This window comes from Acinetobacter sp. YH12097, from assembly GCF_013419225.1.
Classification (GTDB): Bacteria; Pseudomonadota; Gammaproteobacteria; order Pseudomonadales; family Moraxellaceae; genus Acinetobacter; species Acinetobacter amyesii.
In genome coordinates, this window is the sequence record NZ_VPAN01000001.1 from 324,218 (window position 1) to 351,054 (window position 26,837).

The 26,837-nt window shown below is 40.0% G+C and carries 25 protein-coding genes; 10 read left to right on the plus strand and 15 right to left on the minus strand.

Annotated elements, in window-relative coordinates; genetic code table 11:
- Positions 1-187 precede the first annotated feature (187 nt).
- Positions 188-1,858 (plus strand): FMN-binding glutamate synthase family protein, encoded by a 1,671-nt coding sequence (locus FTU37_RS01450; protein WP_180123665.1) that lies wholly within the window; start codon positions 188-190, stop codon positions 1,856-1,858.
- Positions 1,859-2,308: 450 nt separating this feature from the next.
- Here the strand turns inward: FTU37_RS01450 and FTU37_RS01455 are convergent, their stop codons facing one another.
- The 4 genes from FTU37_RS01455 to FTU37_RS01470 are packed head-to-tail and all read right to left on the minus strand — an operon-like array spanning position 2,309 to position 6,075.
- Positions 2,309-3,352 (minus strand): alpha/beta hydrolase, encoded by a 1,044-nt coding sequence (locus tag FTU37_RS01455; protein WP_180007903.1) that lies wholly within the window; start codon positions 3,350-3,352, stop codon positions 2,309-2,311.
- A complete protein-coding gene (locus tag FTU37_RS01460; protein ID WP_180123648.1) occupies positions 3,352-4,491 on the minus strand; it encodes a YdcF family protein in 1,140 nt (379 codons plus the stop codon). Before FTU37_RS01460 ends, FTU37_RS01455 begins: the two co-directional genes overlap by 1 nt.
- Positions 4,492-4,512: 21 nt before the next feature.
- Positions 4,513-5,550 carry a UDP-N-acetylmuramate dehydrogenase gene (gene murB, locus FTU37_RS01465; protein WP_180063536.1) on the minus strand — a complete coding sequence of 346 codons (1,038 nt, stop codon included), beginning with the start codon at positions 5,548-5,550 and terminating at the stop codon, positions 4,513-4,515.
- Positions 5,551-5,559: 9 nt separating this feature from the next.
- On the minus strand, positions 5,560-6,075 hold the full coding sequence (locus FTU37_RS01470; RefSeq protein WP_180123649.1) for a low molecular weight protein-tyrosine-phosphatase: 516 nt from the start codon (positions 6,073-6,075) through the stop codon (positions 5,560-5,562).
- Between the two features lie 118 nt (positions 6,076-6,193).
- On the opposite strand from FTU37_RS01470, the gene FTU37_RS01475 reads away from it, so the two are divergent.
- Both FTU37_RS01475 and FTU37_RS01480 read left to right on the plus strand, forming a co-directional pair.
- Positions 6,194-7,354: an iron-containing alcohol dehydrogenase gene (locus FTU37_RS01475; RefSeq protein ID WP_180122306.1), complete on the plus strand. Its 1,161-nt coding sequence runs from the start codon at positions 6,194-6,196 to the stop codon at positions 7,352-7,354.
- 36 nt (positions 7,355-7,390) lie between these two features.
- A complete protein-coding gene (locus FTU37_RS01480) occupies positions 7,391-7,822 on the plus strand; it encodes a thioesterase family protein (protein ID WP_180123650.1) in 432 nt (143 codons plus the stop codon).
- Positions 7,823-7,843: 21 nt separating this feature from the next.
- On the opposite strand, the gene dnaX is transcribed toward FTU37_RS01480, so the two are convergent.
- The 6 genes from dnaX to FTU37_RS01510 all read right to left on the minus strand — a co-directional run bounded on the left by dnaX (position 7,844) and on the right by FTU37_RS01510 (position 15,212).
- Positions 7,844-10,063, minus strand: coding sequence for a DNA polymerase III subunit gamma/tau (gene dnaX / locus FTU37_RS01485; RefSeq protein ID WP_180084811.1), 2,220 nt, complete (start codon positions 10,061-10,063; stop codon positions 7,844-7,846).
- A 60-nt stretch (positions 10,064-10,123) separates the two neighbouring features.
- Complete coding sequence (locus FTU37_RS01490; protein WP_180123651.1) at positions 10,124-10,855, minus strand: hypothetical protein; 732 nt, start codon at positions 10,853-10,855, stop codon at positions 10,124-10,126.
- Between the two features lie 79 nt (positions 10,856-10,934).
- On the minus strand, positions 10,935-11,387 hold the full coding sequence (locus tag FTU37_RS01495; RefSeq protein WP_180123652.1) for a copper resistance protein NlpE N-terminal domain-containing protein: 453 nt from the start codon (positions 11,385-11,387) through the stop codon (positions 10,935-10,937).
- 84 nt (positions 11,388-11,471) lie between these two features.
- Positions 11,472-12,758: a serine hydrolase gene (locus FTU37_RS01500; RefSeq protein ID WP_180123653.1), complete on the minus strand. Its 1,287-nt coding sequence runs from the start codon at positions 12,756-12,758 to the stop codon at positions 11,472-11,474.
- Positions 12,759-12,833: 75 nt separating this feature from the next.
- Positions 12,834-13,688: a MaoC/PaaZ C-terminal domain-containing protein gene (locus FTU37_RS01505; protein ID WP_180123654.1), complete on the minus strand. Its 855-nt coding sequence runs from the start codon at positions 13,686-13,688 to the stop codon at positions 12,834-12,836.
- Positions 13,689-13,820: 132 nt separating this feature from the next.
- On the minus strand, positions 13,821-15,212 hold the full coding sequence (locus FTU37_RS01510) for a 3-oxoacyl-ACP reductase (RefSeq protein ID WP_180123655.1): 1,392 nt from the start codon (positions 15,210-15,212) through the stop codon (positions 13,821-13,823).
- 241 nt (positions 15,213-15,453) lie between these two features.
- On the opposite strand from FTU37_RS01510, the gene FTU37_RS01515 reads away from it, so the two are divergent.
- Positions 15,454-16,974, plus strand: coding sequence for an acetyl-CoA C-acetyltransferase (locus tag FTU37_RS01515; protein WP_180005218.1), 1,521 nt, complete (start codon positions 15,454-15,456; stop codon positions 16,972-16,974).
- A 67-nt stretch (positions 16,975-17,041) separates the two neighbouring features.
- Here FTU37_RS01515 and FTU37_RS01520 read toward each other — a convergent pair whose 3' ends face one another.
- Both FTU37_RS01520 and aceI read right to left on the minus strand, forming a co-directional pair.
- A complete protein-coding gene (locus FTU37_RS01520) occupies positions 17,042-18,145 on the minus strand; it encodes an OmpW family protein (RefSeq protein ID WP_180123656.1) in 1,104 nt (367 codons plus the stop codon).
- A gap of 204 nt (positions 18,146-18,349) precedes the next feature.
- Positions 18,350-18,775 carry a chlorhexidine efflux PACE transporter AceI gene (gene aceI, locus FTU37_RS01525; RefSeq protein WP_168377760.1) on the minus strand — a complete coding sequence of 142 codons (426 nt, stop codon included), beginning with the start codon at positions 18,773-18,775 and terminating at the stop codon, positions 18,350-18,352.
- Between the two features lie 115 nt (positions 18,776-18,890).
- Here aceI and FTU37_RS01530 point away from each other — a divergent pair, with 115 nt between their 5' ends.
- The 4 genes from FTU37_RS01530 (at position 18,891) to FTU37_RS01545 (ending at position 23,010) form a co-directional block, all read left to right on the plus strand.
- Positions 18,891-19,781 (plus strand): LysR family transcriptional regulator, encoded by an 891-nt coding sequence (locus tag FTU37_RS01530; protein ID WP_180026433.1) that lies wholly within the window; start codon positions 18,891-18,893, stop codon positions 19,779-19,781.
- A gap of 89 nt (positions 19,782-19,870) precedes the next feature.
- Entirely contained in the window at positions 19,871-20,860 is a 990-nt protein-coding gene (gene tal, locus FTU37_RS01535; RefSeq protein ID WP_078191801.1) for a transaldolase, read from the plus strand.
- Positions 20,861-20,933: 73 nt separating this feature from the next.
- Positions 20,934-21,584, plus strand: coding sequence for a leucine efflux protein LeuE (leuE, locus tag FTU37_RS01540; protein ID WP_180123657.1), 651 nt, complete (start codon positions 20,934-20,936; stop codon positions 21,582-21,584).
- A gap of 256 nt (positions 21,585-21,840) precedes the next feature.
- Positions 21,841-23,010: a benzoate/H(+) symporter BenE family transporter gene (locus FTU37_RS01545; RefSeq protein ID WP_180123658.1), complete on the plus strand. Its 1,170-nt coding sequence runs from the start codon at positions 21,841-21,843 to the stop codon at positions 23,008-23,010.
- 330 nt (positions 23,011-23,340) lie between these two features.
- Here the strand turns inward: FTU37_RS01545 and FTU37_RS01550 are convergent, their stop codons facing one another.
- The 3 genes from FTU37_RS01550 to FTU37_RS01560 form a co-directional block, all read right to left on the minus strand.
- Complete coding sequence (locus FTU37_RS01550) at positions 23,341-23,901, minus strand: TetR/AcrR family transcriptional regulator (RefSeq protein ID WP_180060072.1); 561 nt, start codon at positions 23,899-23,901, stop codon at positions 23,341-23,343.
- A 1-nt stretch (position 23,902) separates the two neighbouring features.
- Positions 23,903-24,247 carry an SMR family transporter gene (locus FTU37_RS01555; RefSeq protein ID WP_078188613.1) on the minus strand — a complete coding sequence of 115 codons (345 nt, stop codon included), beginning with the start codon at positions 24,245-24,247 and terminating at the stop codon, positions 23,903-23,905.
- Between the two features lie 81 nt (positions 24,248-24,328).
- Positions 24,329-25,336, minus strand: a complete 1,008-nt coding sequence (locus FTU37_RS01560) for an alpha/beta hydrolase (RefSeq protein ID WP_180123659.1) — start codon at positions 25,334-25,336, stop codon at positions 24,329-24,331.
- A gap of 311 nt (positions 25,337-25,647) precedes the next feature.
- Between FTU37_RS01560 and FTU37_RS01565 the strand changes: the two genes are divergently transcribed.
- On the plus strand, positions 25,648-26,091 hold the full coding sequence (locus tag FTU37_RS01565) for a universal stress protein (RefSeq protein WP_078191806.1): 444 nt from the start codon (positions 25,648-25,650) through the stop codon (positions 26,089-26,091).
- A 141-nt stretch (positions 26,092-26,232) separates the two neighbouring features.
- Positions 26,233-26,679, plus strand: a complete 447-nt coding sequence (locus tag FTU37_RS01570) for a universal stress protein (protein ID WP_078188616.1) — start codon at positions 26,233-26,235, stop codon at positions 26,677-26,679.
- Positions 26,680-26,837: the final 158 nt, after the last annotated feature.

Below are 26,837 nucleotides of genomic sequence, written 5' to 3' on the forward strand. Positions count from 1 at the left end.
ACTTTTCACAAATTTTCTTAAAGAACATTCCTGCTTTTCTTATCTCATTTGGCTTTAAATGAAAAATTCATCCAACTTCAGTGCTGTTTTTTATAAATGCTACACTGAATCAACAAATTAAAGCTTGAGCATTGTGCATAAACTCGGCAAATTATGAGCAAATGAGTTGAATAAGATTTTTCAAAATATGGCCAGTCCAGCGCAAACTATTCGCCACAAGCTACTGAATACTTTTTTTTCTCGGCATTCCATTTGGTTTGTTTGTATTTTTATCTTCCTACTCATTTCGAGTTTTCATTTAGGTTATTCCCCTCGTTATATTCAATATTTTATTCCACAGACCTTATTGAATAGTATCTGGGTCATTACTGGGCTTTTGAGTTTATTGGGTTTGTATGACGTCATACAAAACAAACATTCGATCTTAAAAAATTACCCCATCATGGGGCACTTTCGTTTTCTTTTTGAAGAATTTCGACCTGAAATTCGCCAATATTTTATTGAATCTGATCAAGATGCACTGCCCTTTTCTCGTATGCAGCGTAGTTTGGTCTATCAACGTGCAAAAAACCAAAATGCAGATAAACCATTTGGTTCAATTGTTGATGTATACCAAAATGATTACCGCTTTATCAATCACTCCTTGTCACCTTGCATTCCTGCCATTCCTGAAACATTCCGTATTAACATCGGTAATGAACAATGTAAGCAACCGTATAGTGCATCGATATTAAACATTTCTGCGATGAGCTTTGGTAGTTTAAGTGCCAATGCCATTCGTGCCTTAAACTTAGGTGCAAAAATGGGCAATTTCTACCATGACACCGGTGAAGGCAGTATTAGTCCGTATCACTTGGAAAATGGTGGCGACATTGTTTGGGAACTCGGTAGTGGTTACTTTGGCTGTCGTACGATTGATGGTCAATTCGACCCTGTACGTTTTGCTGAACAAGCCAAGCACCCTCAAGTCAAAATGATTGAGATCAAATTATCTCAAGGTGCAAAACCAGGCCATGGTGGCATTTTACCTAAAGACAAAATTTCCGAAGAGATTGCTCAAATCCGTGGTGTCAGCCGTGAACATGACTGTATCTCCCCATCTAGCCATACTGCCTTTAGCACCCCTATTGAAATGATGCAATTTATTCAGCAATTGCGCGAGCTTTCCGAAGGTAAACCTGTAGGCTTTAAACTGTGTATCGGGCAACCATGGCAATTTATGAGTATCGTAAAAGCCATGTTACATACGGGGATTACACCTGATTTTATCGTGGTGGATGGTTCTGAAGGTGGGACTGGCGCTGCACCTATAGAACTGATTGATAATATGGGTACGCCACTGCGTGAAGGCCTACTCTTTGTTAATAACACCCTGATTGGTGCAGGCTTACGTTCAAAAATTAAAGTCGGTGCCAGTGGTAAAATTATTAGTGCTTTTGATATTGCCAGTACCATGGCAATTGGCGCAGATTGGGTCAACTCAGCTCGTGGCTTTATGTTTGCAGTTGGGTGTATTCAAGCTCAAAGCTGTCATACCAACCAATGTCCAGTTGGCGTTGCGACACAAGACAAAGACCGTCAAAAAGCCATCCATGTTCCGACCAAAGCAGAACGTGTTTTTAATTTCCACAAAAATACCTTGCATGGCTTATCTGAACTTATTGCCTCAGCAGGTTTACAACATCCATCAGATATCCGTGCGCACCATCTAGCGCAGCGGATTAATAACCGTGAAATTAAAAACTATGCACAGCTACATTTTTGGTTAAAAGATGGGGAGTTACTCAGCTGTGAAAATAAAGATGAGGAAAACTTCTATTTCCGTATGTGGAATATGGCTCATCTAGAAAAGTTCTGATTCCTCCACCCAAAAAAAGAGGCGACTACGCCTCTTTTTTTTGTCTAGATCCATCACACTGATTAAGGTAAGCTGTGCTCAATCGTCAATTAGTAACTGATGTTACGCGCGTAAAAGTAAATACGCATTTTTAAAATAATTTTTAAGCCTATTCGACGGAGTCTTACATCTAGGGCTTAAACATAGGGATTAGCCTTCGGCAGGAGGTACTCTTACGAAACGTTGTTTCTCATTCGGCAAAATGAGAAGCAAAGCTTCGCAAGGAAACCTTCTTGCGGTGCAATGCACCTCACCGACAAAACTCGTTCACTAGCGTCAAATTATTCAAAGTATTGCAAAAACATTTTTGATTAGGAGTAGTCCAGTCTCAAACACTTGCGGATGACCTTCCCGCGTATCGTACTTTTATTTGAATCAAATTACGCTCCTGATGTTAGTGCGTAACATCAGTTAGTAATAAGACTTACTATTCGATTGAGCATGCAAGAATGCCGGGATCAAACCTGTTAATGCAGCACGAATATCGGCACGTTCATTAATCAGCTGATGTGAACCTTCTTCAAGCATGAGAAGCGTCTGTAAACGGAATTTACGACGTATAAACTCAATGTTATAACGCCAATCCACCGTTTGATCCTGTGCGCCTTGAGCTAACCACACTGGAATACGACACGCAGGTCGTTCTTCCATTTCCTGCATCCATTTTGACATGGCCAAAATCCAGTCCATCCCCATCATTCGAGGTTGTAGAGGATCTTTTAAACGTACAAAACGCAAAAACTCAGGGTTATGATTATTCCGTCTAAAATGACGTGGCACTTCACGTTTAATACGACGAATAATGCCTAATCCAACCGAGTTATGCCACCATGCCGTTTTTGCAGGGCGAATCAGCGGAGATAATAATAAAACTCGTTCGACATAAGGATTTTTGCGATGTTCAGCAAAATCTAACAGATGATGCAGCCAAATCGCCCCACCCGTACTCTGCCCAATCCCTAACCACGGTGTCGGTAATTGAGCTGCATGTTTCACATAACGATATACCGCTTCCAAAACTTGTTGGTAATGATCAAAGTTTTGAATACTGGCTGGCGATCCATTACTTAGACCATGCCCCGGTAAATCATAGGTCAAAACACTAAAACCTTGATCTAAGAGCTCACGAATAATCGGCTGATATATTCCACTATGCTCTAAATAACCATGCAATAAAAATACAGTGCCTTTAATGACATCCGTTTCAGTTTTCAGTTTCGGTTGAAATACTTGTACATGTAATTTGAACAAAGGCATTTCTACATAGCCTTGCCAATGTTCACAGTTCAAGGCATCTAAACCATAAAGTCGTCTATAAGACTGTATTTCAACACTAGGCTCAAAAGGTCGATTTAAATTTAGAGGTTCTAATACTTGTGGGGTTAATTCTCGACTTGGAATAGGAAGATCTAATTGTTTAAGGATTGAAGGATTAAGAAATGGGATATCTGACATTATGGGACCTCCCGACAGTCACTTGAGCCAAACCAAACATCACGTAAGGTGGCTAATAATTCATAATTAGCACGACGACTATGGTCATAATTTTTTTCACTTGGTCGCCATGTAGTTAATGTTGTTGGCATAGGTGCAACAACAGGAATGGTTTCGATACCATTTAATGCAAATAAACGACGTGTTCGAGGCATATGATATTGGTCAGTGATTAAAATAACCGTCGGTGCCCCACCTTTTTTCTGTAAAAGCAACGAACTAAAACGCGAATTTTCGCAAGTATTCATACTGCGGTCTTCAAGCAATTTCGCATCGACATCATATTGCTTCAACCATGCTTGCATATACGGTGCTTCAACACCACTCAGTACAATCGGTAACTTATTGGCTCGTTCAACATCGAGTGTTTTTTCCAGTCGAAGTCGTGTGTAGTCATTCACTACGATATCTTTATCATTTTTATCTAAGGTTAAACCACCACCTAACACCACGATCGCATACGGCTCTGCGGTTGGCTGCTTCAGGGTTTTATCTTTCATTTTGGCAAGATCAAGATACGTTTCATCATCGATCGGTTCTGCTTCTGAAGCAGCTTGCTCAATTTCATGGGTTTTTAAGAACTCAGTATATTGAGTCATCAGGCCTTTATTTTCCGCACTATTTAGCTCAAGCAGCTCTTTCATTTTTTGAGCAGGATTTTCCGCCAATGCCTCAGAAGATGCCGCCTCGGACGCAGAAGGATTCAGCAAAGGAACTTTCGGCATGTCCTTTTGACTATCATTCTTTTCTTTTTCATGTTCTTCTTCAATGAGCTGCTGTAACGCCTTATAACGTGCTTGTATAAGGGTTAAATCTTGAGGCTCATCAGACTGTATGGCTTGCTCCATGAGTTTTAAATACGCTTGGCGCGCTATCCATAAGTCAGAACCCGGCTCATAGTTATCATCATCACTCAAGGTGCCGAGTTTTTGACTTTGCGCTGCGAGCTGATTGACTTCTACAGGAACGAAATAATTTAAACTTTTAACGATCAATTTAGAATAAAACGGCGTATAGATAAAAATCATTAGACAGCCCAAAAGTACAAATAGCACTGCGGCAATTTGTACTAAGCGAACCATCCAATGTGTTTTATGCATAAATCTAAAACCTATGTGTTTTTATTGATCTGCGTGAGATCGAATCAAGCCATTTGTATCAAATAATACAGGCTCAGGATGTAGTTCAATATTAAATTTTTCAAAAACATCATGTTGTACAGCTTTGTAAGTTGTACGTACATCTTGCAGCGTGGCGTCCTGATAATTGACCAACACCAAAGCTTGCTTATGGAACATACCCACTGAACCCACAGATTTCCCTTTCCAACCTGCTTGGTCAATCAACCAGCCCGCTGCCAGTTTTACCGCATTATTCGGTTGTGGGTAATGGGGTAAATTGGGAAATTGCAGCGCAATTTGGTCAAAGGCTTGCTGGCTAATCACAGGATTTTTAAAGAAACTTCCGACATTTGGAAATTCTTTTGGATCTGGGAGTTTGGTTTGACGAATATGAATGACTTGTTGTTGTAGGTTTTCTGCACTTAAGTCTTCACCCACTGCCTGCTTTAAATCACCATAATTTAATTTTAAATCGGCATGTTTTAAAAGTTTAAACGTGACATGCGTAATAATAAAACGCTCTGGCTCATCTTTAAAAATACTATGACGATATGAAAAATGACAATCGGCAGCGCTAATACTACTTTGCTGTTCTGTTACTTGGTCATAGACCTGCACAGATTCAATAAATTCACCCGCCTCAACACCATAAGCTCCTATATTTTGTACAGGTGAAGCACCGACTAAACCGGGTATCAATGCTAAATTTTGTAAGCCATAAAACTGGTGTGCCGTCGTCCAAAGGACAAAGTCATGCCACACTTGCCCTGCACCCACTTTTAAAGTTTGGGTTGCGGCATCGTCTTGTACATATTCAATCCCTTGAATATCCATGTGCATCACTAAAGCATGAATTTGCTCAGGCAACAGCATATTACTACCCCCTGAAAGCACCAATACATTTAATTGCTCAGCTTTGGCAAAGTCGAGCGCTGCTTGGATATCTTCTACCGATTGAACACGTACATAATGAGATGCTACAGCATCGAGACTTAATGTATTAAATGGCTTAAGCTGAACCTGTGTTTGAATTTGCATTCTTAAACCTTAATTTTTTTGCTGTGCTTGTAACTGAGTTTTTAAATAATTGACCCAAGCCTGACTGCTAGATTCGCATTGATCTAATACATGTTCAAACCCTGCATCACCACCATAGTACGGATCTGGTACTTCTTGTTGCGGATATTGGTGATCATGTTGACTCATCAAAGACACTTGGGCACGTAGCTGACCCAATTGTTGCTGCGCTTTTTGCATGAGGTTTTGAATATTGTCTAAATTTTCGTAGTCCATGGCCAAGATCAAATCAAATTCAATAAAATCATGAACTGTTAATTGACGTGCACGTAATGCAGATAAGCTATAGCCACGTAATTTTGCATGCTTTTGGCTACGTAGATCTGGCGCTTTGCCCGGATGATAATTGCTCGTACCCGCAGAATCGACGTGAATATTGAGTTGCGCTTCATCACAAAAATGTCTAAAAACCACTTCAGCCGTAGGTGAACGGCAAATATTTCCTAAACAAACACACAACACCTTATATGGCGTGCTGGATGACATAACAACCTCAAGACTACTTTTATTTCAAGCGTCTTATGTTAAGTTATTTATAGGATGAATCCTATATCAACACTCAAGAATAATGTTTATTTGGATATAAAAAATTAGGGATAAGCCAATGAGTCAATTTCAGTTTCAAACCGTCAGCAATATTATTTCAGGCTTAGGCTCTATTTCCCAACTGAGAGAGGTCCTAGGCGACTTTCAAGCCAAGCGTGTTATGCTTGTGACCGACCCCGGTATGTTGCAACAACAATTACATTTACCCATTTTGGATATTTTAGAAAGTATCCATCAAGATTATGTGATTTATTCCAGTATTCAAGCTGACCCTGCAGAACATATAGTTTTAGATGCAGTTCAATTTGCCAAAAATGAAAAAGTAGATTTGATTATTGGTTTTGGCGGTGGAAGTTCAATGGATGTGGCTAAAATTATTGCGATTTTGGCTCATCCTAAGCAAACACAGCAGATCCGTGATTTATATGGTGTTGCTAATGCAAAACGACCACGCTTGCCGCTCATTTTGATCCCGACAACGGCAGGGACCGGCTCTGAAGTCACACCAATCTCTATCGTCACTACAGGTGAAACCACCAAAACTGGTATCGTCTCCCCTGTACTGTATGCCGATGTCTGCATCCTCGATGCGAACTTTACTTTAAATCTTCCCGCACATATTACCGCAGCAACCGGTATCGATGCCATGGTGCATGCCATTGAAGCCTATACGTCAAAAATTAAAAAAAATCCGTATGCGGATATGCTCGCCAAACAAGCTTTGCGTTTATTAAATAAAAACTTAGCACTGGTTTTACAAGATGGACATAACCTCGAAGCGCGTCAGCACATGCTAGTCGGTTCAATGCTTGCAGGTCAGGCCTTTGCTAATGCACCAGTTGCAGCGGTGCATGCACTCGCCTATCCACTCGGTGGACACTTTCATCTCTCGCATGGTCATACCAATGCACTGGTTCTCGCTGAAGTGTTAAAGTTTAATGCACCTCAGGCCAAGCAGCATTATGCAGAACTTATGAGTTGGCTAGACCCATACAGTACGGGCTGTACCGATGGTTTATGTGATTTATTTATAGATCATATGCAAAATCATTTAGATCAGAGCGGTTTAGTGCTTAAACTCAGTCAACTCAATGTGCCTGAAAATATGCTCGATCGTTTAGCAGAAGACGCATTATTACAAACACGACTATTACAAAATAATCCGCGAGAACTGCAGTTTGAAGATGCTCGCCAGATTTACCAATCAATATATGCCTAAAGTTCACTCATTTTTGAAATAAAGAAAATACCAACGATGAAACCTGAAACTAAACGCCGCCAAAACTATCGATTTTTATTTCCAATCCAAACGCGTTGGGCAGACAACGATATGTATGGCCACGTTAATAATGTCACCTATTACAGCTATTTTGATACCGCTGCAAATGCACTCTTGATTCAACATGCCGGTTTTGATTTGCAAAATACCCCGATCATCGGTTTAGTGGTCGATTCAACCTGCAGTTTTTTACAAGAACTGTCCTATCCAGAAATCATTGAAGTTGGGGTTGCGATTGAAAAAATTGGTAATTCTTCACTGCGCTATGACTTGGCTATTTTTAAACAAGGACAAAATGAGGCTGCAGCCCAAGGACATTTCGTACATGTGTTTGTCGACCGCCAAACACGAAAAAGCACCTCGATACCCGATGAAATGCGAGATGCTTTAACTCAGTTTTTACTTTAATTTTTATATCCAGCTTAAAACTTATTTGAGCTGGATATTTTGCAACTCACCATCAAAGCTTTTGAGTAAGTCTTTCACAACAGGCTCTGCATGTAATAACTCATTTGCACGTGCAAAGGCCTTTTCCTTGCGGACATGTTGTAAAGCATATGGTGTGGTTTCTTCGACATCTTCAAAGCTGATATGGAAACGACATTTTGACCATTGCGTATGAATCGCTTGTTCCAATACATGCTGTAATTGAGTCACTAAAGCTTCGTACCGCTTTGGAATATGGAAAGTCGATTCACCGTCAATCGTACCGCGCATAATTCCATGCTGCGCCAACTCTTGTACCGCAGGTGAAAGTTGACTATTACGGAACCAATACTCCCACTTTTCGACCGTCCACTCACCTTCTAGGTTTTGAGGCTGTAAAGTCAAAATATCTTGTGGCATCAAGGTAGAGGATGAACCCGTTTGAACAGCATCCGAAGAAACGGAACTTTGCGTAACTTGTGGTGATGCTAGATCAAAACCATTGTCGCCTTGAGCACCCGAAACTGATTCATTCACCACATGTTGTGGTTCAATGGCATTTATCAAATGTGGCTGAGCTGTTTCAGGCTCTACACTTTTTGACTCTAAAGCTGTTGGTTCTAAAGGTGCAATATCTTCAAAATTTATAGCGCTCACATCAACTTCTTCAGTTTCAGTACTCGGCGTCGGATCTAAATCAAATAATGTATCTTCTGCCACGGCATCCATAACAAGCGTGTCATTTTGCTGTGTCGATACAGACTCAACCGGTGCAACCTCTTGCGTATCTAGAGTGCCATTTGCTGTAGATGCTGTAGAAGTTTGGCTAATCACATCCTCTTCAGGATCATCTAAAAAATCATCAGATGAAGGTTCATCGACTGCAGGTGCAGAAACATAGCCATCATCGTCATCATAATGTGAATCATCAAAATCATCGAAAGCTGGCGATGTGTCTACAGCGGGTACAGCTTCAGGCTGCTCAACAGTGGCAACCTGTGCAGCAGACTCAACAACGGTATTGGGTTGCTGCAAAGACTGTGTTTGAGTCGGCTGAACTGTTTCGGCCTGATTTTGAGCAAGCTGTGGCTGTGCGGCTGACTCTTGCTGTACGGCAGAGACCAACATTTCGTTTGGCTGTAATGGTCGGAATGCTAATAGACGCAGCACACACATCTCAAAACCTTGCTCTTGCGTGACTGCCAACTGCAAGTCTGCCCGACCTTTGCATGCGACTTGATAATACAACTGCAAATCTTGAGCTGAAATCAACTGCGACAATTGCATAATTTTTTGATTGATCTCAGCGCTATATTTCAACGCTAAGTCTGGCAAGTATTGTAATAATGCCAGTTCATGTAACGTTGAAATCAACTGATCTAATACCAGCGAAACATCCAGCGCTTGTTGACGGAATTGCATGAGTAAAGCACTCACGCGTTCACGCTGATTTTGATGAATGGCTAAAATCAAATCATAAATGATCGTACGGTCAATTAGGCCCAACATGTCTTTAACATCTTGGTGCTGAATTGAACCCTGACCATAGGCAATCGCTTGATCAGTTAGTGACAGCGCATCACGCAGTGAACCTTGAGCCGATTCAGCAATTTGCCAAATCGCATCTTGCTCCGCTTGAATTTGTTCTTTTTGTAAGATATCTGTCAAATGCGATGTGATTTCATCCACCGCTAAAGGACGCAAAGTAAATTGCAAGCAACGTGAAATTACAGTAATCGGTAATTTTTGTGGATCTGTAGTTGCAAATAAGAATTTCACATGCTCTGGCGGTTCTTCTAGAGTCTTTAATAACGCGTTAAATGAATGCGTAGAGAGCATATGTACTTCATCGATTAGATAAACCTTGAAGCGACCTTGGGTTGGTGCATAAGGAACGTTGTCGAGAAGTTCTCGGGTATCTTCAACTTTGGTCCGTGATGCCGCATCGATTTCAATTAAATCAATAAAACGACCTTCATTTACTGCTTTACACGTTGGGCAGACTTCACAAGGCGTTGAGGTTACACCTGTTTCACAGTTCAGACATTTTGCCAAAATACGGGCAATGGTGGTTTTACCCACGCCACGAGTACCTGTAAATAAATACGCATGATGTAACCGACCACGTTCTAAGGCACTGGTAAGTGCGCGTGACACATGGTTTTGCCCCACGAGTTCAATGAAATTTCGTGGACGGTATTTTCGTGCAAGTACTTGATACATGTATGCTCCTTTTTACAGGTGTAAGCATACTGTTTTTTTGTCTAAGAGTGAATGAAGTTCTTAGTCAGTGGAACTAATTCGATCAATATCTTCGAATTTAACGACTTTAATATTTGATTTATTTTCTGAATCATTAAACAAGATTACATTACCTTGAAAACTGTCCAGAACATACCATTTATTTACGTCTTTGATTTTCAATGTAGCTACAGGCGACTTCTTTATATCATTTAATTTTAACTGTGCAGAAAAACAGGTAGCAAATATGGCAAGAATGGTTAACACCAAAAATTTAAGTGGTTTATCTCTGCGCACTTCATCATCGGTAAAAATATTGAGAGTTATACCAATTAGAACAGCACCCCATAGCATTGAAGTTTGACCAATAAAGTTATTTACATAGAGCGTAATTAGCCCACTAACACATACAATAATGACAAATATAGCTTGTAGCAGCTTATGCTTTTTTAAAAACTGTTCGATTTTTTCTTTCAGCTCTGCTTCCGTAATATGATTAGAAACTAAAATTTTCTTTTTAGGCTTACTTTTGCAATATTGTTTAAATAAAAATTTATAGAAATCTAATAGAACACCAACTACGGCTATGACTGAACAACCTAAGACTAATACCTTAATAATTTCAAAAATATAAAATGATGGAGATAAAACAGACATTATCCAAATAGCATCTAAAGAGTAATAGAAAAATGCATTCGAAATAACAGAAATTGTGAGTGCTGCTATGGATAAAATTCCAAATAACTCCGTAATTGATAATTCTTTTTTTATCATTATTTATAAAAATTAGACTATAAAGTGGTTTTTTATCATGACTGACAAACTACGTAAAGAAAGAACGATTTAATTATAATTAAGTCTCTGCCCGCTTAAGCAAAAAATCACTCTGCATTTGATAGCGTTTCGCCGTCTGGTCTTCCCGAATTTCAAGTAATTGCTGATCCAAATCTACATACAAAAGATTACGCGTTTGTACATTCATGAGTTCCAGTTGCTGCTTTGATTCATCTTTAAAACGAATTACACCTTTCAGGACTTCAACGTCGTTATGACCACTTAGACTTTCTCGAGTAAGTGTATAGGTTTGGTCTTCATGTAGCTCAAGTGCCACAGCCATACCGGGACAATCTTCACAACGAGAAAGACAGCCCATACACGGCGTTGTACCTTTAAAATCACCCACCCATGCAGCTTGCTGTTTTTCGGCAGTAATCGCTTCTATCTCTTTTGCTTTCGTTTGAGTTGAATCCTGACAACCCAACATTGCCGACGTTGCTACTAAGGGAATCAAAACAACTTTTTTCATAGGGATATCACAGCAGTCTAAAACTGCGAGGGAAAATAGCATATTTTTCACATTTCCCCAATTTCTGTTCTATCCCGAAGTATCTTAAAGCCAGCCCTTACGCCCTTTTAATACTTTATCTGCACAGCGTAAGGTTTCTTGAGTTAAGCCCCATAAGCGATAATCGCCGGTGATTGAACCCGTCGCAAAGTTATGTGTATAAGCAAAACTTAAATCACGCTGCGGATCACACCAAGCCCCAGAACCATTAAACCCAATATGTCCAAAACCTTGACTCGATTTGCCTAAGGTTAAAATTCGATGATATCCCAAACGCCAATTCATTGGTAAAGGCATAATACGATCACGTTTTTTAAATTGAATTTTACTTAAAGATTCAAAAATTTGTGGCGTGATTAAGGTCTGTCCCTGCCACCGCCCTTGATTGGCTAGCATGGCATAGATTTTCGCTAAACTATTGGCACTAAATACGCCTGTTGCTGCAGGAATGATGGCTTGTAAACCCTCATCACTAAAAAATGAAAACTTGCGCATTCCTTTTGGAATCATACCATCTTGAAAGTCTTGCAAATTTTGTCCCGAAAGTTGTAGGAGCTGATCAAAGATTGATGGTTTTCGTGTATCAGTCTTTTTTTTCGTTGTCTGCGCTTGGGTATTTTCTTGTGCAGATGTATCTACAGCACGTTCTACTTGTTTCTTTTTCGGAATCAAGCGAGCAACCTCACTAAGTTGATGCTCTGGTACGCCAAAAAATGCATGATCCAATGCCAAAGGCTCAACCAAATAGTGTTGCATTAGTTCAGCAAGCGGTCGACCTGTGGCCTTTTCAAGTACACCACCGACTTGCCAACCGAAGGTTAACGGTTGATATGCTGCATCAGTTGATGGCTCAAAACGTGGCTTAGCTTGTTCGATGACGTTGAGCATATGCTGCCAATCAGCCATTTCGGATGCTGTTTCAATGATATTACGGATATCGTATAAACCACTTTGGTGACTCAGCATGTGCCTTAATGTGATATCCGACTTGCCATTTTGAGCAAACTCCGGCCAATATCCTGCAACGGGAGTATCGTAATCAAGAAAGCCTTCGCTCACTAAGATATGTGCAAGCGTTGCAAGTACGCCTTTACCCGTGGAATAACAGACTGAGGGTGTATTGGCCTGCCAAGCTTCTTCGGCTGACTTTTTACCAGTCCAAATATCTACGACTTTTTGACCTTTAAAATACACCACTAAGGCGGCTCCGCCTAAGTGGGTTCGAGCATCCTGCATCCGGCTAAATTGCGCCGCCAAATCTTGAAACGCCTCGTCAACCGTACCTTGAAAATTATTCTTCTGTGCAAATAGATATTCTTTGAGCGCCTGCATCATCATTCCTTTGAATATGAATCGCTTGAGATTAAAACAAAAAAGCCTAAACCGATATCGATTTAGGCTTAAGTCTTAAATTGCCTTTACACTTCCCGCTACATGCGGCTTTTGGTTCTTACTATTTCGAATAGCAAACTCTGTATCTTTACCCGTTTGTGCAGTAAGGAACTCGACTTGCGAAGGTAAGTACATTGGTAATTTAAACCATACATCTGCTTCATAGGCATCTGGCAAAGTTAAGCTCGACAAAGCTTTGGCTTTACTCCACATACCATGTGCAATGGCTTGTTTAAAACCAAACGCTTTAGCGGTTACAGCATGAATATGAATCAAGTTAAAGTCACCAGAAGTCAACGCATAACGGCGACCGGTATTTTCAGAAACATTCCATTCAGCTTGAACTTGCAACTCAGCTGACTTTGTTTCGGTAGATTTTGCCGCAGCTTTGTTCTCTGTTTTTTGACGTGCTAAATACGTGGTTAATGATTCTACAACCACTTCATCGCCCACTTTTGCAGTGGTAATAAAGTCAAATTGCACGCCTTTATCATGTGGCTGTAATTCACCAAATTTGCATGACAATGACAGTGTTTCATTCACACCAACTTTGCGATATTGCTTCACTTGGTTACGAATATGTACCAAACCTAAGATCGCAAATGGAAAAGCTTCCGTAGTCATCATATGCATTTGCAAACTTTGAGAAAGCACAGCCAAATAAATCGCTGGGGTATAACCATTGTTTTTAAAGCCACAGACTTCGTTATAAGCTTTTAAATGTTTTTGATCGACCTTAAATGAATCCACCACATATTCAACTTGCGGCAGCACTTTTTCAGCTTTAGGCTTTTTAAAAATCAAGCCTTGAATCACTTTTGGATAGGCTAAATAAGGTTTTGGAAGTTGACTAAAATGGCGAGTATTCATACTAAACCTTTGGAAGTTTTATCTTTATAAAGTTCCCTTCCTTTTAAAGAAGGATATTTTAAATCCCCCTCATCCCCCTTTGATCAAGGGGGACTTCTCCTCTCTTTTTCAAAGGGAGGTCGGGAGGGATTATTAAGCCCCTAACAAGCTTTGACCACACACACGTACCACGTTACCGTTCAAGCCTGTCGACGCAGTTGAAGCAAACATCGCAATCGTTTCAGCAACATCCACAGGTAAACCACCTTGACTCATCGAGTTCATACGACGACCTGCTTCACGGATTGCAAATGGAATCGCAGCAGTCATTTGCGTTTCAATAAAGCCTGGAGCAACAGCATTAATGGTTACGCCATTTTTCAATAATGGAGCAGTAAATTTAACCACACCAATTACACCAGCTTTAGAAGCAGCATAGTTGGTTTGACCTAAGTTACCTGCAATACCTGAAATAGAAGATACGCAAACAATACGACCATTTGCATTGAAGCCATCATTTTCAAGAAGGTAATCATTTACACGCTCAATCGCAGACAAGTTAATGTTAATCACCAAATCCCAAAGCTCAGGCTTCATATTGGCCAAAGTTTTGTCACGGGTAATCCCTGCATTGTGCACGATGATATCCAAACCACCTTGAGCAGCTGCAGCCGCTTTGATTTTTTCACCGGCATCGTTTGCAGTAATATCAATCGCGAGCGTAGAACCGCCAATTTCACCTGCAACACGGTCAAGATCTGCTTGCTGCTGTGGAACGTCTAAACAAATCACATGCGCGCCATCACGTGACAATACATGTGCGATTGCTTCACCAATACCACGGCTTGCACCTGTTACAACAGCTGTTTTGCCTGCAAGCGGCTTATTCCAATCAACATCCACAACATCTGCTTTAGATACACGAATCACCTGACCCGATACATAAGCTGAACGTGGTGAAATTACAAAACGTAATGCAGATTCTAAGTTTGCTTCAGCACCTTCGTCCACATAGACTAACTGTGCAGCAATCCCTTTCTTAAACTCTTTACCGACTGATTTTACAAAACCTTCTAATGCACGTTGTGCAATGGCTTGTTTCACAGTTTTCGCAGTTTCTGGTGTTGTACCAACAACGACAACGCGACCAGACGCCTGAATTTGACGCGCGATTGGGTTAAAAAATGCATATAAGACATGCAGTTGTTCTGAGTTTTGAATACCTGAAGCATCAAATACCACAACTTTAAACTTAGACTCTTTATCGCCTTCGTTAAATGCGCTTAAGTTCAGACCTGATTTTGCCGCAGCTTGTTGTAATTCAGCATTATTACCTGCATAGCTATTGGCATGAATATTTGCCAAGACTTGTGCAATTGCACCAGACAATGTTGAAGCAGGCGCTGCACCGAATAAAACCGCACCTTTAACTACAGGTGTTGCAGACTCAAAACGCTCTAAAAAAGTCGGTGATGGTAAACCTAAATTTTTGATGACAAATTTACCAATAGGAGATTTTGCAAATGTTTGGTATTGATCAGTCATGTTTATTATCTCTCATACAGATTAATTTTTGATGGATCTGAAGATATCCCTTTAACTTCAAGATGATGTCAGATACTTATATTTCAATAGTTCCATCAGTTTCCATGGAATCATACTTGAGTTAAACCGCAGATGGCTTGACCTGAATGCTTTAGCGAATGTCATTTTAGTCAATTTACCCCTTTGGTGAATATGCTAATGTAGCCGTCAAGAAGATCATCAACATGCTTGGAAAAGCCTTATGAGCAAAACAACTCAAGAAAATCCAGCAGTCGAAAGTCCGACTACGGAAACTGTGTCAAATACATCAAAGAGTACGCCACGTAGCGCTAAAAGTACGGGCACAGCAACCAAGTCTACAAGTGATGCCGCTAAAACGAGCCGTCCTCGTCGTGCATCTACGCGCACTAAGACACCCGCTTCAAACCCTAAAACAGCTTCAAAATCAACAACTCAAACGTCTGTTCAACAGGATAATACCATGAGTCAAAACACAGTTCGCCGCGTTGCTATTATCGGTGGTAATCGTATTCCTTTCGCTCGTTCTAACGGCGCTTACTTCACTGCATCGAACAGCGATATGTTCACAGCTGCATTAAATGGTCTTGTTGAACGTTTCAACCTTCAAGGTCAACGCCTTGGTGAAGTTGTTGCTGGTGCCGTGTTAAAACATAGTCGTGACTTTAACATGACCCGTGAGTGTGTACTCAATACCGAACTTGCTCCTGAAACACCTGCTTACGATATTCAACAAGCATGTGGTACGGGTCTACAAGCTGCTTTCTTGGTTGCTAACAAAATTGCTTTGGGTCAAATCGAAGTGGGTGTTGCTGGTGGTGTAGATACAACCTCTGATGCACCGATCGCTTTTGGTGATGGCTTACGTAAAGCTTTACTTGAATTGAATATTGCTAAAACAGGTAAAGACCGCCTAAAAGCATTAACTAAAATTAATGTTAAAGATTTGATGGATGCACCGAAGAACGGTGAACCACGTACAGGTCTTTCTATGGGTGACCATCAAGCAATTACAACGCTTGAATGGGGTATCTCTCGTGAAGCGCAAGATGAACTTGCTGCATCTTCGCATCAAAAAATGGCAGCTGCTTATGAAGAAGGTTTCTTCGATGACCTTATTACGCCATTCCTTGGTTTAGAGCGTGACAACAACTTACGTGCAGACTCATCAGTAGAAAAACTTGCGAAGTTAAAACCAGCGTTTGGGAAAGGCGATGCACGTACGATGACTGCGGGTAACTCGACTCCACTGACTGATGGTGCGTCATGTGTCCTTCTTGCATCAGAAGAATGGGCAAAAGCAAACGGTCACGAAGTTCTTGCTTATTTAACTTTCCAAGAAACAGCGGCGGTTGACTTTGTAGAGAAAAAAGAAGGCTTATTGATGGCGCCAGCGTATGCAGTACCTCGTATGCTAGAACGTGCAGGTATTACGCTACAAGATTTCGATTACTATGAAATTCATGAAGCGTTTGCATCTCAAGTATTGTCTACACTGAAAGCTTGGGAAGATCCTAAATTCTGTAAAGAACGTTTAGGCTTAGATGCACCATTGGGTTCAATTGATCGTTCTAAATTGAACGTGAAAGGTTCATCTCTTGCTGCAGGCCACCCATTTGCTGCAACTGGTGGTCGTATTATTGCAACTGCTGCAAAACTATTGAACCAAAAAGGTTCAGGCCGTGTACTCGTATCAATTTGTGCTGCGGGTGGTCAAGGCGTAACAGCGATTATTGAAAAATAATCCTTTATGCTTTAAAGCAAAAAACCGCTCTTATGAGCGGTTTTTTATTTCAGAGATTTCATAATTTTTAGAAACGATAACCGACACCTAAATAAGTAATGATGGGATCAATATCGATCTTTGTCGTTGCATGAATTAACTGTTCACCGGTCGTTTGGTTAATCACATCGATCTTGGTCTTATTATTTAACTTTGCATAAGACACTGAAGCTGCTGTAAACCAATTTGGGGTGAAGTCATAGGTAAAACCGAGTGTGACAATTGGAGCAATCGCATCATCCGCATCGACATCGACCACCATTTTACCTGATGATTCTTTACCGTCTAATGCAGCACCTGCAAGATTATCCTTAATATTTTGAATCATATGCCCTGCAGCAATTAAGTCAGATTCAATACCTTTATTGAGTTCAATATCATTAAAATACGCATACATAATCCCTGCACCTACATAAGGTCTGAATTTATTCACGCCCGATTTTCCAAATTGATACTGAGCTTGAAATGCTGGCGTCCAAGCACGCGCTGTTGCTGCTTTACCATAAGCATCCAGATTGGTAATTGGTACATCATAATCCAAAGGTAAACCGTCCGGAAACAGCAAACTAGCAAGACCTCCCGGCATTGCATTGCCAGATAAAGGTGCCGTAATCATCCCTTTCCCTTGAATATCCACTTTGGGAGGAATACCGCCAATCATCTGTAAGGATACGTTGTCATTGATATAATAATTGACCATCAAACCTAAAGTATCAACATCCTCTGCTTCTAGACCAGTGCCTCCTGCTGACCAATTTTCCAATCCATATAATGTCGATGTCCCTGCAATATCTGGTTTGATATTGCCTTTGCCATCTGTCATGAGTCCATTAATAAAACTATCTTCTAATAATGTTCCTAAAGTCTCCTTTAAATTTACTGTGTTATCACCGTCTTGAATCGTTGCATTTGGGTCAATTGCTTGTAAAAAACCCTCTTCACTAATGCTTCCAACTTTGGCCTGTGTCCCATTTGCCACAGAAGTATTAATGTTAAAAGAATTCGCCTTTCCTTGCGGCATCACGTGTAACCAACCTGCAGATACAGAAAAGCGCTTAAAGTTACCATCTGCAAATGTAAATTGTGTAAGCCCAAGCAAAACAACAGGTGTGACAATTTTTATCAATTTCATATGCTAACTCCTTGTCTTGCATATTTTTTTAATCAACTTATAAAAACATTCTTTGTTTTTATATTTAAAAGTTATGTAATTAGTATAATTTTTTATAGTTATATTATGTTTTTATATATTGTTGTTTGTTAACTTCTGCCCTATTTTAAAGCAAAAAAGGCCTGTACTTATCAATACAGGCCAATGTAATTTTCTTATTGAAATTTAACGATATTGTGGTTGGTAACCCAAGTGCGCCTCAATCTGGTCATAGCACCATTGGAAAATAAATGTATAGACTAAAATACACATGGTCATACTAAAATCGAGCAAAATCGCCTGCCATAAGGTCATATGCATGGCATAAGCCACCATTGGGATGGTTGCAAGCATTAAGCCGCCCTCAAATCCAATCGCATGCAAAACACGTACACCAAAGGTTCTTTTTAACTTTCTTTTTGCTTCAAATTTTTCAAAATAATGATTAAAAATCATGTTCCAAATCACAGAAGTGACCGCCATCGCAATACCTAGCGTACCCGTCACCTCCATCGGAACTTTAAAAATAAAACTTAATGCAATAGCAATGATCACCAATAGGATGATCTCATAGCTTAGCGCATGAATAATCCTTCTCTTGGAAATCGTCATTTTGAAACACTCTATTATTTGTAAAAAACACATTTTATTTTTATATTATTGATTAATCGAGTCAGGTTCTTTCAATATTATTGAAAGGTTGTATTTCTTTATTTTTTGAATGCACATGAATATTAATCAAGAACAACTGATGATTTTTAAAACAGTCATGGAAACAGGATCATTTTCCGCAGCTGCCAGACAACTCGGCAAAGTACCTTCGGCTGTCAGCATGTCCATTGCGAATTTCGAAATTGATCTCAACCTTAAACTGTTTGAGCGCGTTGGTCGTGAGCCTGTGCCCACCACTCAAGCGCTTAACCTGTATGAAAAAACTGAACAATTATTGATAGAAATCAATCAGTGGAAACAGCATGCGATTGCGCTGAGTCATGGTTTAGAGTCTTCACTGAATATCGTGGTGGTATCAGAACTGCTTCATACGCAGTGGACCGACTATATCTCTTTGCTAGAAACTCATTTTCCATCTTTGCAAATCAATATTTTTTCTGCGCCTCAAGAAGATGCTCAAAAGATGTTATTACAGGGTCAAGCGCAGCTTGCTCTAATGTTTGAACGTGAACAGCTTGAGAGTTATGAACAATTTGTCGAATTGAAGCGTGAAGCATTGGTTCCTGTTGCAGCGACAAAACATGCCCTGTCTAAATTTAAGCAAGTCAGTTTTGAGCAAATTTTGCAAAGTCGGCAAATCGTGGTTGCAAGTCGTGATAAAAGCATTAAACCAGAATTGTTATTTTCCAAACACAGTTGGCGTACAGATAACCACCACTCAGCCTGTTCTATGATTATTCAAGGTCTGGGTTGGGGTGTGCTTCCCCTCGAGATGTTTAATGAAAATCCGACGCTCAAAGATCAACTCAAAATCTTAAGCTTTCAAGATTTCACACCCAAATTTGAATATTTCGTCGACTTGGTCTGGAACCGTGAAAAACCTCTCGGCTCGGCTGCTCATTTTTTGATTAATCACATCCGAAATTCACGAAAAACTACGATTTAGACCGCCTAATTGGGCAGTTTTTGGTTGGGTTCTAAACAGATTGTGTTATAAAAGTATGTACACCAAGAACATTAAGAACTAGATTTCAAATGACTCAAAATGCGTTAAACCAATTAAAAAGCCTAACAACGATTGTTGCTGACAGCAGTGATTTAGCTGCGATTAATACATTCCGTCCATTGGATGCGACTACAAATCCATCTTTAATTACAGCAGCGGCAAATCAACCTGAAAATAAAGAACTGATTGAAAGTGCTTTTGAACAAGCGCGTAAAGAAGGTTATCAAAACGATGAGCTGGTTGAGCGCACCATCGATATTCTTACGGTCAAATTTGGTGTTGAAATTTTAAAATTGATCGAAGGACGTGTATCTACAGAAGTCGATGCAGCCTTGTCTTATGATACTGATGCCACCATTGCAAAAGCTAAAGAGTTATTGGCTTTATATGCACAGTATGGTATCGATCAAAACCGTATCTTAATTAAAATTGCCTCAACATGGGAAGGCATTCAAGCCGCTAAAGCCCTTGAAGCTGAAGGCATTCACTGTAATCTGACGTTATTGTTTGGCTTACATCAAGCTCAAGCCTGTGCAGATGCTCAAGTCACACTGATTTCACCATTTGTCGGCCGTATTTTAGATTGGTACAAAAAAGCTGAAAATGTGGATAGCTACCCGATTGAGAAAGATCCAGGCGTTTTATCAGTTAAGCAGATTTACCACTACTATAAACAACATGACATCAAAACTGAAATTATGGGTGCTAGCTTCCGTAGTATCGATCAAGTGCTTGGCTTAGCAGGTTGTGATTTATTGACGGTTTCACCGAATTTATTGGCAGAACTGGAAAAAGATCAGCGTACCGTTGAAGTGCAATTGTCTAATCATCATGCGCATGCACACTGTCAACACGATGTACAAGTGCTCGACAAGCAAACTTTCAAAGCTGAAGTTGAAAAAGACTTAATGTCTTTCCAACTATTACAAGGCGGTATTGATGGTTTTATTAAAGCCCGTGAGCAATTAAGTAGCCTACTGCGTCAAACTTTTGGCTTAGATGCTGAAATTAAAGCTTAAATTAGAAATTTTCAGTTTCATCTAGAACCGAAGTTGTATACTACAGCTTCGGTTTTTTATTTGAGTGTCTTCAGTGTTTGGAATCACAGACTTAACGACCTTTATTATTGGTACGATATTAATTGTGATTTTACCCGGGCCAAATTCACTTTATGTCATGTCTGTTGCTTCTCGCTATGGCATTAAGGTCGGCTATTTAGCCGCTTTTGGCGTTTATACTGGCGATTTGATCTTAATCTTACTCACTGCTCTCGGTGCTGCATCCTTACTTCACGCCTTCCCTTGGTTATTCTTATTATTAAAAATTGTCGGTGCGCTGTATTTAAGTTATTTAGGTATAAAACTTTTCAAGGCTGCCTACCAAACATGGAATGCCGTTCAAACGCCAGAACAACTCAACACTAAACAACTGAGTTTGAATGAATTGAAACCGTTTAAGACTGCATTAACCATCAGTATTTTAAACCCTAAAGCCATTCTTTTTTACTTATCGTTCTTTGTACAATTCGTCGATCCTGCATATCCATATCCAGCGATTACATTCACCGCACTCGCGATCGTGCTGCAAATTATCAGTATGAGCTATTTAACGATTTTGATCTTTTCGGGTGCAAAACTGGCCACCTATTTTAGCCATCGCTATAAATTTACGGCATGCTGTGTAGCAGCAGTTGGTCTTCTATTTTGTGGATTTGGTCTAAAACTTGCGACATCTACGTTGTAAATGACATGTGAGACATAGTTCAATTTTTTAAATTATAAAAATCTATATGCCTTTAAACTTTTGAATGGTTGAAACATCCTCAATGTAGGTTGTCGATTCGTTCTATTAAAGTGCCGTTTGTTAAAGTGTCGTTCGTGAATAAATAAAGTATTTCCCTAATATCTTGTTAAGCACTTTTACTGTACAGGACTTGAGCGTATCATCCTGAAAAATGTCATCCTAAATCTGCGCCAACAATAGTCATAGCTCGATCATTATGCAAAAACTACTCCAAGACTTCTCCATTCCAGCTGCTTTTGCAGGTTTTATTACGTTCTTAGTCGGGATCAGTGTCTCGGCTGTTTTGGTGATCCAATCTGCACAAATGCTCGGTGCCAACACTGCAGAAATAACTTCTTGGTTTTGGGCTCTAGGTTTGGGTATCGGCTTAAGCGGGCTGATTCTGTCTTGGAAATTTAAATATCCCGTTGCGACTTCATGGTCCACTGCAGGACTGGCACTGATTTTAGCGACTGCGAATGGTTACAGCATGAATGCCGCCCTAGGTGCTTTCTTGGTCTGTGGCCTATTGACAGCAGTACTCGGATTTTTAGGCATTTTTGAAAAAATACTGCGCTATATCCCGCAAAGTCTCACCAGTGCAATGTTGGCGGGCGTACTTCTAAAATTTGGTATTGAGCTATTTGTCAGTTTACAAAATGAATGGGCATTCGTTCTGGGTTTACTGGCTGCCTATGTCCTCAGTAAACGGCTGTTACCACGTTATAGCATTGTCATTACAGTAATCATTGGCATTATGCTTTGTCCATTATTACTTGGCTTTCAATTACCGGCGCTTAATTTAGAACTCGCACAGCCGGTTTGGGTCACACCTGAATTTTCGATCTCAGCAATACTGGGTTTGGCGCTACCACTCTTTGTAATCAATATGGCCTCTCAGTATTTACCGGGTTTAGCCATGATTAAAAGTTATGGTTATCAACCCCACGTCAATCAACTGATCGGTTGGACTGGGACAGCCCAAACGCTACTCGCGCCATTTGGATGTTTTAGTGTCAATATTGCTGCGATTAGTGCCGCCATCAGTCTAGATGACCAAGCCCACCCCGATGAGAAAAAGCGCTATATCGCAGGTATGACTTGTGGCTTCTTTTATATTTTGATGGGCCTGTTTGCAGCCACTTTGGTGAGTTTCTTAACTGCTTTTCCATTGGTATTTATTACCGCTTTAGCAGGAATTGCCCTACTAGGCACCATTGGACACAACATCGTCATTGCTTTCCAAGAAGCGAGTGAACGTGACGCTGCTCTACTCACCTTCTTATTTAGTGCATCGGGCGTACAATTTTTTGGTATTGGTTCCGCGTTTTGGGGGGTGGTCTTTGGTTTAGTCGTACATGCTATTTTCAAATATAAGAGAAATTAAGCCCTCAGTTAAATAATTTGCTTCAAATAAAAGAATGATACGCGGTAACGTCATCCGCAAGTGTTTGAGATAGGACTATTTCTAATCAAAAATGTTTTTGCGATACTTTGAATAATTAGACACTAGTGAACAAGTTTTGCGGTGAGGAGCAATGCTCCGCAAGATGGCTTCCTTACGAAGCACGCTTCTCATTTTACCTAAACAAAAGCACCTCCAGCCGAAGACTAATCCCTTTATTTAATCCCTAGATGTAAGCCTCCGTCGAATAGACTTAAAAATCATTTTAAAAATGCGTAATTACTTTTACGTGTGTAACATCAGTTATTTAATCTATTTCGCTCGATACGTTCGGGCGATAAGTTCTTGTTTTAATAATTCGGTTTCGCTTTCGTCTTCCACTTCTGTAAAAGCGGTGAGCCAAATACCATCGGCTGCATAACGAACAATTTTGAGTTCTATATCTGAATCGGTCTGATGATGTCGCTCTAAACGTGAGTTCATCCATTCAATCCAATATTCATTAAAAGTTTTATCGGTCAGCATGGTCATCGAAATCGCGGACCATGACTGTTGCAAACCCATGATTTGTTTTTCTAAGGTAATTTCAATATAGGCTCGGGTAAAACGACCGTATGGCTCAGGGTCTTCGTCAATCAATCGGTCAACAACCTCGTCTAATTGAGCTAAAAGCATGACGATCATGGACTCTAAGAGCTTTTGTTTGTTTGAAAAATGATGAAATACACCGCCTTTTGTGACCCCAACTAAATCCGCAACGGCTTGAATCGACACCCCGTTGACACCTTTATCTGCAGCAAGACGGATTGCATGCTGCAAAATACTCTGGCGTATCAGTTGAGGTTCTTTCTTGCGCTGATGTGGATTATCCATACTAGTGTCCAGCAGAAGTTGAAAACAGGTTGATCACGACCACACCTGAAACAATCAGGCCTATCCCTAACATGGCTGGGAGGTCTAAACTTTGACGAAAGATAAAGTAGCCAATTAGTGCAGTTAAAACAATACCAACGCCTGCCCAAATGGCATAAGCAATACCAAGTGGTATGACTTTAATCACCTGAGACAATAAATAAAATGCCAAACAGAATAAAACTGCGACAGCCAATGAAGGCGCAAGTTTGGTAAACCCTTCTGACTTCACCAAAAATGTCGAACCAATTACTTCTGAGATAATCGCCAATGACAGTAAGCCATACGCCAATGTTACCGAATTCATTATTCATTCCAAAACAAACATACCAACTGGTAGGTATGTTATTAAGTTAGAGATTATTCTGCAAGCATTTTAAGTCTGTTTTTAATTTTTAACGGACTGTACGTGTTGTTGCAAAAATTCTAAAGTGCGATCAAAGGTCTGCTGGCTAGCCTTTTTACTCATCATAAATTGATATTCATGTACCAAATATTCTTTCGAATCTGGATAAAATACCGCCGTCACAGGTACATTATTTGCCTTCAATTTTTCTACAAAAGGCTCAGATTGCGTTTTGGTTAAAAAATCTTTATTGCCACCGCTGATAAATACAGGCGGATAATTTGCATTAATATTTGAGGCCGTTGAAATACGCGTTAAAAACTCGGCATCATCTTTTTTGTCTCCGGTATACGCCTGAACTAAGTTATAGACGCCCCACTCGATCAGTCCAATCTCTGCGGGTGCAGTATTTACAAAGCTGTTTAAATCATAAATACCACAATGTAAAATCAGCCCTTTAAGCTGTGAAGGCTTTAATACAGGTTGAATCTTTGACGCTTGCGCAAAATCAGGATTCGTAACCAAGGCGGCATAATGACTGGCCATATTTGCACCTGCAGAATCCCCGGCCAAATACATATTTTGCGAATCAATGCCATATTGTGCCGCATGTAGATTCAAAAACGTCAGTGCTGCATCGATTTGGTTGAGCTGTGCAGGATAAATGGCTTCAGGTGCAAACTGATATTGAACAGAAACCACGTTATAGCCTTGGGCTGCGAGCCGTTTAAAATATCCACCTGCATGCTCTTTTGAACCTGAGACCCAACCGCCCCCGTGGATCCAAACAATCGTTGGTCTTGGTGCAATCGCCATACTAGTTTCAGGTTGATAGATATCCAAGTTTAAATTTGGATTTTGTAGATATTGAATATTTGACTGCACAATAACATTGTCAGGTGCATGTAAGTTGATAAAGGTCTTTTGAACTTGTGTCGATAAGTTAAATGCGCCTGCAATCACTTTAGTACTGCTTTGCGTGTTTTGACAACCAGACAAATGCAACACTGAACACATGCTGAGTACAACCAACCCTACTTTATATGACATATCTAACTATCCAATCGCATCAATTCTGTTATAAATCTTAGATTTAAAACTGTATATAGTTTAGGCTTATTTTTATAAAGTTCAAATTGATCTTTTAGGCTAAAAACCCGAGAAAATTAGTCGATTTTATTTTCATAATTTTTGAGCAAAGTCCGAGTTTTCCACTCAGATTTATTTGACGACTTATCGACATTAATTTATGTAATTTTATGAATTTACAATATTTTTTAGATTAATAAATTGAACCATGCACGACAATGTGTTATCAATAATCTATAGGGTTTAAAAGCAAAATTACAGGAGATTGTTCCATGTCATATCAAAACATTTTAGTACCTGTCGATGGTTCAGAAATCTCGTTTTCTGCAGTAAAAAAAGCTGCAATTATTGCCAAGGCATTTAACAGCCAACTCACTTTAATCAGCCTTGTTGCTGAAGACCCATTTACCGATGCAGACTTCTATTATTCTTCATCAATCATGAAAGAATATTTCGTACAAGCTTACGCAAATGCAGAATCTGCATTAAAAGAAGCTGTGCAAATCACGACTGAAGTGGGTGTAGAAGCACAAAGTAAGATTATTAAAGGTCAAGTTTCTGCTGAAGGTGTAGTAGAAGCAGCCAATGAAGTGAAAGCCGATTTGATCGTGATGGGTTCACATGGTCGCAAAGGATTTAAGAAAATGCTACTCGGTAGTTTCGCACAAGATGTACTCAGCAATACTGAATTACCCGTGTTGGTTGTAAAAGCTTAAGATGACCAAGCCCACATCATGTGGGCTTTTTTGTATTCAGCACACCCTTCACTAATAAGCTTACCCTTTTGTCTAATTCATACAATATCGTGAATAGAGCAAGATTAGATTGATAACATTTAAAATATTAAGGAAGCAGATATGAGTCAATATCAACAAATTTTAGTCCCTGTGGATGAATCTCCAATTTCATATTCTGCTGTTGAACATGCCCTCAGCTTGGCTAAAAGTCAAAATGCACAAGTGACCATTGTCAGTGTTGTTGCTGTTGATCCATTCGTTGGTGTCGATTTCTATGCTGTTGCACCTGCAATCACTGAATATTTTATGCAAGCTGAAAAAAGTGCTCAGCTGCGTTTAGAAGATATCAAACAAACCTTTGTACGTGATGGTATCGAAGTTAAAACCCGTTTGATTCATGGTGTATCGCCAACCGAAGGGATTTTACAAGTGGCTGATGAAATCTCTGCAGACTTAATCATCATGGGTTCGCATGGACGCACAGGTTTAAAAAAAGCCATGCTGGGCAGCGTAGCACAAAATATTTTAACGCAGTGCCCAATTCCTGTTTTGATCATTAAGCAATAAACTAAGATTCAAAGAAAAGCCCTCAATTAAGTAATGCCAGTCAGTTAAGAGATTGACTGGCTTTTTCTTGGGTATTTTTGAGGTTTTCCTTTTACAACCCTTGGATAACTCCTCACTCTTCTCTCAGGTATAACATACCGATTAGATTTCTCCATTAA